12 protein-coding genes are annotated in these 12445 nt (G+C 71.4%); 4 read left to right on the top strand and 8 right to left on the bottom strand.

Annotated elements, in window-relative coordinates; genetic code table 11:
- The first annotated feature begins 78 nt into the window (after window positions 1-78).
- Entirely contained in the window at window positions 79-1785 is a 1707-nt protein-coding gene (locus ACIQBL_RS07780) for a DUF2264 domain-containing protein (protein WP_401938035.1), read from the top strand.
- On the opposite strand, the gene ACIQBL_RS07785 is transcribed toward ACIQBL_RS07780, so the two are convergent.
- The gene (locus tag ACIQBL_RS07785; protein WP_401938037.1) at window positions 1730-3301 is read right to left on the bottom strand and encodes a hypothetical protein; all 1572 of its coding nucleotides are present in this window, start codon (window positions 3299-3301) and stop codon (window positions 1730-1732) included. The two genes, ACIQBL_RS07780 and ACIQBL_RS07785, sit on opposite strands and share 56 nt — an antisense overlap.
- Before the next feature lie 235 nt (window positions 3302-3536).
- On the opposite strand from ACIQBL_RS07785, the gene ACIQBL_RS07790 reads away from it, so the two are divergent.
- Complete coding sequence (locus tag ACIQBL_RS07790) at window positions 3537-3959, top strand: NUDIX hydrolase (RefSeq protein WP_401938924.1); 423 nt, start codon at window positions 3537-3539, stop codon at window positions 3957-3959.
- On the opposite strand, the gene ACIQBL_RS07795 is transcribed toward ACIQBL_RS07790, so the two are convergent.
- From ACIQBL_RS07795 to ACIQBL_RS07805, 3 genes are all read right to left on the bottom strand, one after another.
- Window positions 3946-4671: a hypothetical protein gene (locus tag ACIQBL_RS07795; protein ID WP_401938040.1), complete on the bottom strand. Its 726-nt coding sequence runs from the start codon at window positions 4669-4671 to the stop codon at window positions 3946-3948. The genes ACIQBL_RS07790 and ACIQBL_RS07795 overlap by 14 nt on opposite strands.
- Before the next feature lie 22 nt (window positions 4672-4693).
- Entirely contained in the window at window positions 4694-6091 is a 1398-nt protein-coding gene (locus ACIQBL_RS07800) for a hypothetical protein (RefSeq protein WP_401938043.1), read from the bottom strand.
- A gap of 130 nt (window positions 6092-6221) precedes the next feature.
- On the bottom strand, window positions 6222-6803 hold the full coding sequence (locus ACIQBL_RS07805) for a TetR-like C-terminal domain-containing protein (RefSeq protein ID WP_401938045.1): 582 nt from the start codon (window positions 6801-6803) through the stop codon (window positions 6222-6224).
- Between the two features lie 124 nt (window positions 6804-6927).
- Here ACIQBL_RS07805 and ACIQBL_RS07810 point away from each other — a divergent pair, with 124 nt between their 5' ends.
- Both ACIQBL_RS07810 and ACIQBL_RS07815 read left to right on the top strand, forming a co-directional pair.
- The gene (locus ACIQBL_RS07810; protein ID WP_401938048.1) at window positions 6928-8208 is read left to right on the top strand and encodes a YhgE/Pip domain-containing protein; all 1281 of its coding nucleotides are present in this window, start codon (window positions 6928-6930) and stop codon (window positions 8206-8208) included.
- A gap of 114 nt (window positions 8209-8322) precedes the next feature.
- Window positions 8323-9603: an MFS transporter gene (locus ACIQBL_RS07815; RefSeq protein WP_401938051.1), complete on the top strand. Its 1281-nt coding sequence runs from the start codon at window positions 8323-8325 to the stop codon at window positions 9601-9603.
- Window positions 9604-9653: 50 nt separating this feature from the next.
- Here ACIQBL_RS07815 and ACIQBL_RS07820 read toward each other — a convergent pair whose 3' ends face one another.
- The 4 genes from ACIQBL_RS07820 to ACIQBL_RS07835 form a co-directional block, all read right to left on the bottom strand.
- Entirely contained in the window at window positions 9654-10172 is a 519-nt protein-coding gene (locus ACIQBL_RS07820; RefSeq protein ID WP_401938053.1) for a hypothetical protein, read from the bottom strand.
- The gene (locus ACIQBL_RS07825) at window positions 10169-10738 is read right to left on the bottom strand and encodes a SigE family RNA polymerase sigma factor (protein ID WP_401938055.1); all 570 of its coding nucleotides are present in this window, start codon (window positions 10736-10738) and stop codon (window positions 10169-10171) included. Before ACIQBL_RS07825 ends, ACIQBL_RS07820 begins: the two co-directional genes overlap by 4 nt.
- Window positions 10739-10834: 96 nt before the next feature.
- On the bottom strand, window positions 10835-11635 hold the full coding sequence (locus tag ACIQBL_RS07830) for an ABC transporter permease (RefSeq protein WP_401938057.1): 801 nt from the start codon (window positions 11633-11635) through the stop codon (window positions 10835-10837).
- 5 nt (window positions 11636-11640) lie between these two features.
- Window positions 11641-12444 carry an ABC transporter permease gene (locus tag ACIQBL_RS07835; RefSeq protein WP_401938060.1) on the bottom strand — a complete coding sequence of 268 codons (804 nt, stop codon included), beginning with the start codon at window positions 12442-12444 and terminating at the stop codon, window positions 11641-11643.
- Between the last annotated feature and the right edge of the window lies 1 nt (window position 12445).

Below are 12445 nucleotides of genomic sequence, written 5' to 3' on the forward strand. Positions count from 1 at the left end.
GACCCGAAAGACCCCTGGGGCGTCCCGACCGGAACCGGGGCGCCCCAGGCTCCACCCGCCGCCCGTGAGAGTGAGCCGATGCAACTGCCCGCCGACGACCGCGCGTTGAGCCCCCGCACCGGTTACACCCGCGCCCACTGGGAGACGGCCGCCGACACCCTCCTCGCGGCGGTCGAGCCGTACGCGACCGGGGACCGCGCGCTCTACCACCTCCCCGGCACGCACACCAGCTGGTCCGGCAGGCTCTCCGACGGCCTGGAGGGCTACGCCCGCACCCTGCTGCTGGCCGCCTTCCGCCGCGACGAGACCGCGCTGGAGCGCTACGCCGACGGACTCGCCGCGGGCGTCGCGGGCGCCTGGCCCCGCATCGAGGACCGCGGTCAGCCCCTCGTCGAGGCGGCCTCGATCGCCCTCGCCCTGCGCCTGACCCGCCCCCTGCTCTGGGACCGCCTCGACGAGCCCGTACGGCAACGCGCGGCGGCCTGGCTCGCCGACGCCCTCACCGCCGAACCCTGGCCCTGCAACTGGGAGTTGTTCCCGGTCACCGTGGGCGGCTTCCTCCAGGAGATCGGCCACGAGCCCGACGCCTCCCGCAAGGCCGTCGACCGGGGCCTGTCGCGCATCGAGGACTGGTACGTCGGCGACGGCTGGTACACCGACGGCGACGGCCGCAAGTTCGACTACTACAACGGCTGGGCGATGCACCTCTACCCGGTCCTGCACGCCTGGCTCGCCGACGACCCCCGGCTCCTCGCCCGCTACGGCGCCCGCCTGGAACGCCATCTCGCCGACTACGCCCGCCTGTTCGGCGCGGACGGCGCCCCGATGCACCAGGGCCGCTCCCTCACCTACCGGTTCGCGACGACGGCCCCGCTGTGGCTCGGCGCGCTGACGGGCCGTACGCCGCTGTCGCCGGGGGAGACACGACGGCTGGCCTCCGGGGCGCTCCGCTATTTCCTCGACCGGGGCGCGGTCGACGACCACGGCCTGCTGACCCTCGGCTGGCACGGCCCCGACGAGGCTGTCCTGCAAGGCTATTCGGGCCCCGCGTCCCCGTACTGGGCCGCCAAGGGTTTCCTGGGCCTGCTGCTCCCGCCGGACCACGAGGTGTGGACGGCGCAGGAGGAACCGGGCCCGGCGGAACGAGCGGACGCGGTCACGCCGGTCACCCCGGCCAACTGGCTTCTGCAGTCGACCAGTTCGGACGGCCTGGTCCGCCTCCACAACCACGGCAGCGAGGACGTCCGCTACGACCCGTACTACACGCGCCTCGCCTACTCCACGGCTACGGTGCCCTCGGCGTCGTACGACAACAGCGTGAGCGTCGGCGGCGATCCGAGCCGTACGGACATCGTGCCGGTGGGGATCGGGGACGGCTGGGTGGCCTCCCGGCACACGGCGGCTTCCGGCGCCCGGGTGACCAGTGTGGTGATGGCCCAGGGGGCGGTGGAGGTGCGGGCCCATCTGGTGGTGGGCGCGGCTGCCGGTACGCCGGTTCGGGTCACGGGGTGGCGGGCAGGGGAGTCGACCACCGCCGAACTCCTCTCCCTGCACGGTCTGTTGGACGGTGAGGGTGTCGTCGGGGACGGGCCCACCCTGTTCGTCGTACTCGCCCGGCTCACGGCGGAGCCGGACCCCCGTCCCCTCGCGGAACTGGTGTCCGTGGAGGTCGACGGGGATCACGGCGTCTCCGTTCGCTGGGCCGGCGGCAAGCGGATGGACTACCGGTTCACGGAGTCAGCCGGGCGATCCGGAGGCTCGTGGCGGTCGGCGACGCCCCGTTGAGCGGGCTCGCGTAAGTCGGCGTGACCGGCGCGTACGCCCAGGTCAGCGTGCCGTTCTTCGAGACCGCCATGTCGCCGCTGATCCGGGCGCTCACGATCTTGTCCGCACTCTGGAACTTGCCGTTCCAGTCGATGAGCCTCAGGTGGGTGCCCGTGAAGGTGCCGGTGCAGGTGCCGGCGTCGCACTTGGCACCCTTCAGGGACTCCCAGGAGACCAGGAGGCGGTCCTTGCCGTAGGGCGCGATGTGCACGTCGACGTTCTCGGTGCCGGCCGCGCTCGTGAGGTAAACCGCCTTGCCGGGGCCGGAGTTGCGGTTGGCCATGAAGGCGACGGCGACCTGGTGCGTGCTCGTCCTCGGGGTGACCGTCCAGCCGCGTCCGCTGGAGTCGGCGGGGTTCTTCTTGGCCGAGGCGGCGCCGCGGGAGGCGAAGGCGGTGGCGTACCGTCCGCCCGCCGACTTCACCAGGTCACCGGTGCGGCCGGGGAAGGTACCACCGCAGTACCCCGCCCAGCACTGCTCGCGCTGCACGACCGGTGCGACGTCCGGGGCGCCGATCCCGGTGGAGACGAACAGGCCCGAGCGCCAGTCGTCGAAGCACAGCGAGGTGAACGCGCCGGTCGTCTCCGCGTGCAGCGCGATGCCCTCGTTGTGGCTGCAGCCCCAGCTCCAACCACCGCTCAGCTTGGCGCCCTTGGCGCTGATGTACGTCAACTTGTCGCCGAAGTGGCCGTCCGCGAAGCCGCCCGCGCCGTGCACGACGAAGTACGCGCCGTACTTGGCGCCGTTCCAGGTGAGTTGGCCGTCGAGACCGGGGGAGGTGTCGTTCGAGGCGGTGCCGGTGAGCTTGGTGCGGAAGGTCTGATGGCCGTTGGTGTAGCGGATGATCGCGGCGGCCGTCTCCTTCCACTTGTTGGTGTCGGCCACCCGGGTGAGCAGCGCGAACCCGTCGTTGTGCGCGACCAGACCGCCGACCTCCTTGGCACCCTTGACGACCGTGTCGGCGCCCGAGCGGGTTCCGGCGGCGGTGAGCGGGGTGACATGGACGCCGTCGGCCGCGGGCCAGGCCACGCGCAGGGTGCCGTTGGGGGCCACGGCCGTGGACGTCCGGGTCCACTCGCGGGTGTTGTTGTAACCGGCCGTCAGATAGGGGAACTTGGCGGCGAGCGTCACCGTGGTGCTGGTCGGGGAGAGCGTGCCGGTCGCGGCCTTGGCGGCCGTCGAGGTCTTCGCGACGGCCTGGGGCGCGGTCTTCGCCGAGGCGGACGCGGTCGCCGTACCGGAGGCGGACGTGGAGCCGTCGGCGGCGGCCTCCGAGGAGGCGGAGGCGCCGGCGGACGCCGAGGCGGACGTGGATGTCTTCGCCGCGGTCGAGTCGCCGCCGCTGCTCGTCGCCGCGGTCGCGTACCACGCGCCGCCCAGCAGGGCCGCGGCGGCGAGCGAGCCCGCGAGCGGCTTGCGGGCGATGCGGCGGCGGGAGCGGCGGCGGTGCGTCGTGGTGCGTCTTGCGTTGGTCATGTCCCCAAGTCGCCACTCGGGCGCGGGAGGTTGCCGTGGTGTCGGCCGCAATGTTTCCGACGCGTTCCGGAGGCGTCCGGAGGGTTCGGAGGGCTCGGAGCGTTCGGAGGTGAGACCGGTTCCACAGCCGGGGCGGCCGATCCTTGGTACGTTGGATGCTTTGGTACGTTGGATGCTTTCCTGGGTATCAGACCCTTTGGACTCATCACCGGCGAGGGACCGAGGAACCATGACCATGGACCCCGGCGAGAAGCGACTGGCGGCTGCCGTCGTGATGGACGACGACGGGCGTGTGCTCCTGGTGCGGCGCAGCGCGACCGAGAGGTTCCTGCCGCGCGTGTGGGGCGTTCCGTGCGGGAAGCTGGAGCCGGACGAGTCGCCCGAGGACGGTGCGCTGCGGGAGCTGAAGGAAGAGACCGGGCTCCTCGGCGAGATCGTCCGCAAGATCGGCGAGTCGTCCTTCGTGAGTGAGTACCGGGGCCGCGAGATCAAGAACTGGCAGGACAACTTCCTGGTCAGGCCGCTGACCCGGGACGTCACCCTGCCCGAGCCCGACCAGGCGTACCGCTGGCTGCCACCGTCCGAGCTGGCCGACGCGGGCATCGACATCGACGCGTACAACCTGGACGTCGTACGCCAGGCCCTCACGAACTTCTGAGCGTCTCCGCCAGGCCGTTCAGCGCGCCCAGATAGTCCCGTACGTCGAGCGGCACCTTCGCCACCGCTCCCGGATGCGGGCCCGCCGCCGTGAACACATCGGTGTGGCGCCGCCGGCCGGCACCCGTCTCCAGGAACAGCGTCACCGTCGGTACGTCCGTGTCGCACCAGGCCCGGTGCAGGGTGTGCGCGGGCAGGGCGTAGGCGCTGCCCGCCGCGTACTGCCCCACGTGCGTCAGCCGCAGCCGCGCGGGCCCCGTCGGCCGCAACCGCCAGTCGGCGCTGCGCTCGGCCAGGGACTCCTGGTACCGGTCCGCCGTGATCCCGCCGTCGCCCCCTGCCTCGTACAACTCCATGGCGAGCCGGCCCCGGACCACATAAGAGGCGAGCGGGGAACGGTGGTTGTGGATGTCCTCCTCGCCGACCGACTTCGCGCCCGGATGCCACACATGGGCGCGCAGCATGTGACGCGGGCCGCCGTCGATCAGCAACAGCTTGTCGAAACCCAGGACATGACGGTACGACAGCCGGGCGCAGCCCTCGGGATCGCCCTCGCCGGACGCGAGTTCGGCCACCAGCTCCAACAGGCGCTCGGGAGAGCCGAGTTCGGCGACGACGGCACGGGCCGCGGTCACCGTCTCGTGGTCGGACAGTTCACCGTCCAGCGCCTCGGTCAGCAGCCGCCGCGCCGCCAGGACCTGCCGACCACCCATGCGCTCACTCCCCAACCACGGCTCACAGCAGCCGCGTTCGCGTATCCGGCTGATACATCCATACGGCATGTGCGCGCAGCGCCGAAAGCCCTTGATAGGTCATCCAGATCGGCTGGCGCATTTCCTCGGTCGTCGTGAACGCGGACCCGTCCCGGTTCCAGGACCAGATGCCGTCGGTCTGCGCCGCCCACACCGCGGCAGCCGCCCCGTTCAGCCGCTCCCGCCAGGCCTCCTCCAGGCCGTCCTGGCGGGCGATCTCCTGGGCGCCCGGGGTGAGCAGCGCGCGCACGATCCAACTCGCGGTGAAGTGCCGGACGTTGAGCACCTCGTGGTGCGAGGAGTCGTCCGGGTGGCGGCGGCGCACCTCCTCCCGCAGGTTCGCCAGGTCGACGCAGCTCTCGTGCGCCGACGCCGGGCAGGCCAGCAGCCAGCGCACCCCGTCCTCGCGCGTCGACCGCTCCACGGGCCCCTCGCCCAGGACACGGGCCGCCCGGTCCAGGGCGACCACCGCCTGCGCGGTGTGCAGCGCGGAGGGCTGGGCGGGGTGCGCGGCCCAGGGCAGCGGGGAGAGCCGGTGGCTCCAGCAGCGGCGGTGCTGGCGCTGCGGGTCGGAGAGCGCCCCGTCGACCAGGGCCTCCCGCAGCACGGGAAGCGTCGGCGCGTCCGGTGCCGCGCGCAGCAGCCCCCGCATCACGGTGGTGACGACATGCGTCAACGCCCGCCCCGTACCGTCGAGTTCGGGGGCGAAGCCGGCCTCGCAGCGCGCCACCTCGTCCGCCAGCCGCTCCCGTGACGCACCCGCCCGCGCCAGCGCGCCCAGGATCACGGCGGTGACCTCCGGACGGGCCACCGACCCCTGCGAACGGGCCGACCAGCCGCCGCCCTGCAGCCGTAGCCGCCACAGTGTGTCGATGAGGTCGCCGGTGTGCAGCCGGCCGTCCGGGACGCCCAGGTCCAGCACGATGTGCAGCCCGTACGCCGTGGCCAGCGAGGTCGGCCGGACCGGGCCGTCCAGCTCCTGGAGGGAGTGCGGCCAGCCGACGAGACGGCCGCGCACCGGGTCGTCGACCACGGCGACCTGGGCGGCGAGCGTGTCGTAGGCCGAGGTGAACACCTGAGGCAGCGGGCCGGGGACGCCCGGTGGCGGGGGAGCGGGTGCGGTGAGCGGTGCGGGTGCGGCCGTCCGGGCGCGGAGCAGGGCCGCCGCCAGCCAGGTCACGCCGGCCGTGGCGAGGCCGCTCAGTCCGGAGATCAGATACTTGGCGGGCGCGCCGTCGAGCGAGTCGGGCAGTACCTCGAACAGGAACTGGAACACCGCGTATCCGGCGGCCACACACCCGAACCGGCCCAGCCAGCCCACGAACCGGGTCGGCGGACCCCCGTCGGGCGGCGTCGGACCGGGCGATCCCGGTGCTCTCAAGGGACCACGTCCCAGCTGCTGTTGAGACAAGGCGCGCTCCCTCCCCCGGGGTGGCACGTGACGTTCGCGAAGCTTCCAGTCTAAGTGGTCAGCGGTGCGCCTGGGGCGCGGACCGGAACCGCCGTCTCCGTCACACCGGTTCCCCCGCACGCGGCCAGTGCGTCAGCGCCACATGGAGCGCGTCGACGGCCCGCTCCCAGGACCGCCGCACGTCACGCGGCGCGCCGAAGCCGCCGGTGGACTCCAGGGCGCAGTAGCCGTGGAACGTACTGCGCAACAGGCGTACGGCGTCGGTGAGATCGGGTTCCTCCAGGCCGTAGCCGCGCAGCAGGCCATAGGTGATCTCGGCGGTGCGCCGCAGGGCGGGGGAGCCGGCGACGAGGGTCTGGTCGACGCGGATCTGGGTGGCCGCGTACCGGCCCGGGTGCTCCAGGGCGTAGGCACGGTACGCGTCGGCGAAGGCGCCCAGCGCTTGCCGGCCCGTGCGGTCGGCGACCGCGACGGCGATCCGGTCGACCAGCTCGCCGCCCGCGAGGAACGCGACGCGGGTGCGCAGGTCCTGGAGGTTCTTGACGTGCGAGTACAGGCTCGCGTCCTTCACGCCGAAGCCGCGCGCCAGGGCGGACAGGCTGACGTTCTCGAAGCCGACCTCGTCGGCGAGGTCGGCGGCTGCCGCCACGACACGGTCGGCGGTGAGTCCCGCACGGGCCACAGTGCGCCACCTCTCCTCTGACCTGCGGTAACTGGAAACCCTAGGACAATAGCCAGTAACAAGAGGGGCGTCCGGCGTGTTTCCGTACCGCCGCCACCGGCCTCCGGCACCAGACTTGACCACCATGGACGACGACTCCGGCACCCCCGCCCCCACCGGCCTCCGCGCCACCGCACTTCTCGGCCGCCCCAAACTGTGGCTGATTCCCACCGTTCTCACCGGCCTGCTCGCACTGCTGCTGTCCCTCCTCTACATGGGCGGCATCGTCAACCCCAACCGCGAACTGCGCGACCTGCCCATCGCCCTCGTCAACAGCGACACCGGCAAACCGCTCACCGGCCGGCAGCAGAACATCGGCACCCAGATCGCCCACGCCATCGTGACGAACACCAGCAGCCGCGCGGCCGGGTGGCGACAGCTCACCAGAGCCCAGGCCCAGAACGAACTCGACGACGGCAAGGTCTACGGCGCCCTGGTCATCCCCGCCGACTTCACGGACTCCGTCGCCGCGCTGACGACCACCAACGCCACCGCTCGCCCCACGATCACCGTGCTGACCAACCCCGGCAAGGGCAGCCTCGGCTCCTCCCTCGCGAGCAAGATCTCCACGACGGCGGCCCAGCAGGCTTCGCTCGCCATCGGCAAGCAGCTCACGGCGGCATCCGCGAAGGCCGACTCCACCCAGAAACTGCTCCTCGCGGACCCGGTACGGATCGCCACGCAGGTAGGCCACCCCATCGGCAACAACAGCGGTCTCAGTCTGACCGCCTTCTACTACACCCTGCTGCTGGTCCTGGCCGGCTTCATGGGCGGCAACGTCATCAGCAACGGCGTCGACACGGCCCTCGGCTACGCCGACAACGAGATCGGCCCCTGGCACACCCGCCGCCCCACCGTCCCCATCGACCGCACCCAGACGCTCCTCCTGAAGATGGTCATGACGGCCGGCATCACCCTCCTCAGCGTCTCCCTGATCCTGCTCGCCAGCGTCAGCATCCTCGGCATGGACGCCACCCACATCCCTCTCCTGTGGATCTACTCCTACTGCGCCGCCCTCGCCGTCGGCCTCGGCGTCCAGGCCATCAACGCCGCGTTCGGCGGAATCGGCCAGCTGGTCTCCATGTTCGTGTTCATCGTCCTGGGCCTGCCGTCCTCCGGCGCCACCGTCCCCCTCCAGGCCGTCCCCGGCTTCTACCGCTTCCTCTCCCACTTCGAGCCCATGCGCCAACTCAGCGACGGCGTACGGGCGATCCTCTACTTCGACGCCCGCGGCGACGCGGGCCTCACCCGCGCGTGGACGATGATCGCGGTCGGTACCGCCATCGGTCTGCTCTTCGGCTTCGCGATGGTCAGGTACTACGACCGGAAGGGCCACAAGCGCCTGACGCCGCAGCCGACGACGTGAGGTGCAACTCGCCTACAGGGCTTGAGAGTCAACACCCGGTCGGCTCCTCTTGTTCGCCGACCGGGTCCGGTAATTCGTTTCTCGGCCGCACCCGGAATCCCTAGTGTTGCCGGGATGACCTACGGGGCGAAGCGCGAGGAAGACGAGGGAAGCCGGACGCGGGGTTCCTCCGGCGGGACGGCGATCGGCACTCGACCTCTGTGGCGGCAGCGGGACTTCGCCGTCTTCTGGACGGCGCAGACCCTCTCCGTCCTCGGTGACTCCTTCGCCCTGATCGCTCTTCCGCTGCTGGTGCTGCAAGCCACCGGCTCGGTCGCGCGGATGGGGTTGCTGACCGCCGTGGGCGGGGCGGCCTCGGTCGTCGCGGGGGTGTTCGCGGGGGTCGTGGTGGACCGGGTCGACCGGCGCAGGCTGCTCATCCGGTGCGATCTCGTGCGGATGGTGCTGTACGGGGTGATCCCGCTGGTGTGGCTGTTCGGGCCGCGGATCTGGCTGCTGTATGTGGTGCTGCCGCTGTGCGAGGCCGTCGGGATGCTGTTCTCCGTCGGTTATGTGACCGTCGTCCGCGGGCTGGTCGGAACCGGGCAACTCACCGAGGCCAACGGTCAGTTGAACGCCAGTGCCGCCGCGGCGGGGGTGCTCGGGCCGCTCGGCGCGGGAGTTGTGGCCGCCTGGAGCGGGCCGGCCGCCGCTGTCGGCGTGGACGCGGCCAGCTTCGGGGTGTCGGCGGGCTGCCTGGTGCTCGTACGGTTCCGGGGGCGGCCCGGAGCCGAACAACGGGCGGAGCGGGGCGGGTTGTGGCAGGACCTGCGCACCGGGGTGGCGTTCCTGCGCGGGCACCCGGTACTGCGTGCCCTCACCGCGCTCCTCTTCTGCTTCAGCTTCCTCACCCTCGGCCTGAACGACCTGGTGATCTACCACCTCAAGCACGACCTCGGCCGCGACGACGGCACCGTCGGCACGGTCATGGCGGTCGGCGCGCTGGGCGCGATCACCGGCGCCCTGCTGGTGGCCCGGGTGCGCCGCCGGCTCGGTTTCGGGGCGACCTGGACCGTGGCCGTAGCGGTGTGCGGGCTGGCGTTCGCCGGGCTGGGCCGGGCGAACGGTGTGCCCGAAGTCGCCGTGCTGAGCGCCGTGTTCCTCGCCTGCGGCGGTATGGCCGGGACCTGCTCCATGTCGCTGCGGCAGGAGGTGACCCCGGAGCATCTGCTCGGCCGGGTCACCTCGGCCTTCTGGACCCTCCACTACGCGGCGGCCCCCGTCGGCGCCGCCGTCCTCACCTGGGCCGCCGAACGGCAGGGCACCGCACCCGTCGCCGTGGTGGCGGGCGCGTGCTGCGTACTGATCGCGGTCGTGGCGCTGCTGACGCCGATACGGCGGTCCGGCCGGTCCTGAGCGGCTCGCGCGCGCACGCCCAGGACCGGGCCCTCAGCCGGTCAACTCGGTCAGCCCGCGCAGAGCTTCAGGTTCACGGTGTCGCCCTTTTCCACGACCTTCGGGGCGTGGGGGGTGACCTCGACGACCGTGGCCTGCTTGCAGCCGGGGCTCTTGGTCTTGACGATCGTGCCGATCTCGATCCCGGCCTTGAGGAGCTGGCCCTCGGCCGTTTGCAGGTCCGTGCCCGTGAGGTCGAGCGCGACGGGGCCTCCCCCTTTGCCGAAGTCCATCAGCAGGATGGCCTTCTTGTGGTCGGAACCCTTGGTGGTCGCCCTGGTCATGGGCTTCTCCGCCGTCGTCGGCGAGGTGCCGCCCGTCATGGACGCCAGCGCCGTGCCGCCGCCCGCGACGATCAGGGCGGTGGCGACACCGGCGATGAGGGTGGCCCGCCGGCGACGGTTGCGGTGGACCATGCCGGCCGTGTCGAAGGCCGGCGACTCGGTGGAATGCGCGAAGTTGTTCATGGCGTTGATCAGTTCCTCTTCGAAAGGTGTGCAGCCGGAAGGCCGCGGGTCGTACGAACTCATCGGGTTCCTTCCGTGAACTGCTGTGGTGAAGGGTCGGAGAGTGCGGGGAACTGGCTTCTGAGCCGGTCGATTCCGCGGGCCAGCTGGGAACGGACGGTGCTCGGCGAGATCTTCAGGTCGGCCGCTATCTCGACGTCGGACAGATCGTGGAAGTACCGCAGCACCACCACCGTCCGCATCCGCATGGGCAGTTGCTGAAGCGCACGGACCAACTGGTCCCTGCTGTCGATCCGTCCGTACTCGTCACCCGGCGCGACCGGTTCGCTGCCGACCGGGTGCTGAGCCGTACGGCGGAACCTTCGCCAACGGTCGTTGGCGAGATTGACCATGATCCGCCGTACGTACGCGTCCGGGGCGTCCTTGACGCTGATGACGCGCCACTTGCGGCAGGCCCGCTCCAGGGTCTCCTGGACCAGATCCTCCGCCGCGTCGCGGCTGCCCGTCAGGACGAGTGCGCCCCGGAACAGCGCGGCCGACCGGGCGGCGGCGAACCGGTGGAAGTCCTCCTCCACCGACCCGGCACCGCCGAGCCCTGTGCCCGCTGCCCACTTGGCTGCCAGATCCACACGCTCCTCCCTTCCTGTCACCCCTCCTCGACGGGGAAACGGGCGGATCTGCTGCACGGCCTCTCTGAGACCTGGGTCACAACTCCCTTGGCGCGGTCACCCGTTCACGCCCGTGTAGTGGCCGAGGCTCCACCGCCACAGCAGCCGCGACCCGAGATACGCCAGCACGCCCACGAGCGGTGAGGCCGCCGCCAGCCAGTACGGGACCCCGATGTCGTGGCCGTGCCCGGTGAGTACGGCCGCCGGGAGGTAGGCGACGAACGCGAGCGGAAGGCCGTAGGTGAGGAAGCCGCCGACCGCGCGGGGCAGGACGTTGAGCGGGTAGCTGCCGAAGGTGCCGAGGAGGTCCTCCAGCCAGCGGCTCCAGTAGCCCGCGGACGGGTAGCGGAGGGAGGCGCTCGCCACGGCCGTGAAGAGGGCCGCCTCCAGGAGCATGCCGCCCAGCAGCGCGGCGATCAGATACGCGGTACGGCCCGCCGTCCAGTCCAGCCGGCTGCGGCTGAGCGCGCCGACCATGAGGCCGGCCGCCACCGTGAGGTCGCCGATCGCGTTGGTGGGGAAGTACTCCAGCTGGGCCTGGCGGTGGACCGGCATCGGGCGCACCAGGTAGATGTCGATACGGCCCTCCTGGATGTACCGCCCGATGCCGTGCATGCGGCCCAGGAACAGCACCATCAGCCCGTGCGCCAGCATCCGCGTCGCCGGGATCAGCAGCACGTCCGAGCTGTCCCAGCCGCCCATTCCGGAGAACCGGGTGAGCAGCACGGTCGCGAACACGATCACCGACACCTGCCAGATCGCGCCGATCGCGATCATCAGCAGGAACTCGGTGCGATATTCCAGCTGGGCACGGAAGTTGAGGCGCGTGATGCGCCATGCGATCCGGACGGCTTTCACTCGTATCAACCTCCTTGGGCGACGACTCGACGGGCGGCGCGCCGCCACAGGAACCGGGTGAACAGCGACAGGGCCACCACCCAGGCGGCCTGGAGGGCGAGTTGGGCGCCCGTGTCGGACAGCGGGACACGGCCCACGTAGATCGAGAGCGGCACGCTCAGCGTCGCCTGGAACGGCAGGAAGCGGCTCATCGTGAGGAACCAGTCCGGGAAGAACCACAGCGGCGCGTACACACCGGACAGCAGGTTCTGCGCGAAGATCAGGATGAGCATCGCGGCTCCGTTGCGGAGCGTCCAGAAGCACAACTGGTCGATGAGGAGCATGACGTAGAACAGGACGAGCTGGCCCAGCAGCATGCTCAGTGCGAACACCCCTGCCACCGCCGGTGACTTGGGCGGCTCCACGACCCCGGTCGCGAGGCAGACGACGTAGCCCGTCAGCGCCCAGGCCAGGCCGTACATCTGCTCGCCGAACGCCCGCAGCGCGTAGTAGCGCTGGGGTGGCAGGGGACGCAGATACCAGTAGATGATCGTGCCGAAGTGCATGTGCTGGAGGACCGAGTCCCGGCCCGCCTGCTGGTCCAACTCCCTTAGCCGGGAGGCGAGTACGGCCAGGACGGCGTACGTCACCGCCTGGTCGCGGGTGAGTCCGGCGGTGGTGCCGGTCTGGGCGTACAGGCCGCGCCACAGGGACGCCACCAGCACGATCTGCACCGTCAGCCGGAGCAGGGCGGCGGTGATGCGGGGCGGGGCGAGCAGTTCGCCGAGCGGGGTGACGCGGGCGGCGCGCCAGGCGTGCGGGGCGGCCATC

This window comes from Streptomyces sp. NPDC088350, from assembly GCF_044753545.1.
Lineage (GTDB): Bacteria > Actinomycetota > Actinomycetes > Streptomycetales > Streptomycetaceae > Streptomyces.

Excerpts from the sequence above, each read along its gene's own strand:
- ACIQBL_RS07815 (WP_401938051.1), top strand. The coding sequence starts at position 8,323 with ATGACCTACGGGGCGAAGCGCGAGGAAGACGAGGGAAGCCGGACGCGG.
- ACIQBL_RS07820 (WP_401938053.1), bottom strand. The coding sequence starts at position 10,172 with ATGAGTTCGTACGACCCGCGGCCTTCCGGCTGCACACCTTTCGAAGAG.
- ACIQBL_RS07795 (WP_401938040.1), bottom strand. The coding sequence starts at position 4,671 with ATGGGTGGTCGGCAGGTCCTGGCGGCGCGGCGGCTGCTGACCGAGGCG.
- ACIQBL_RS07790 (WP_401938924.1), top strand. The coding sequence starts at position 3,537 with ATGGACCCCGGCGAGAAGCGACTGGCGGCTGCCGTCGTGATGGACGAC.
- ACIQBL_RS07835 (WP_401938060.1), bottom strand. The coding sequence starts at position 12,444 with ATGGCCGCCCCGCACGCCTGGCGCGCCGCCCGCGTCACCCCGCTCGGC.
- ACIQBL_RS07780 (WP_401938035.1), top strand. The coding sequence starts at position 79 with ATGCAACTGCCCGCCGACGACCGCGCGTTGAGCCCCCGCACCGGTTAC.
- ACIQBL_RS07785 (WP_401938037.1), bottom strand. The coding sequence starts at position 3,301 with ATGACCAACGCAAGACGCACCACGACGCACCGCCGCCGCTCCCGCCGC.
- ACIQBL_RS07810 (WP_401938048.1), top strand. The coding sequence starts at position 6,928 with ATGGACGACGACTCCGGCACCCCCGCCCCCACCGGCCTCCGCGCCACC.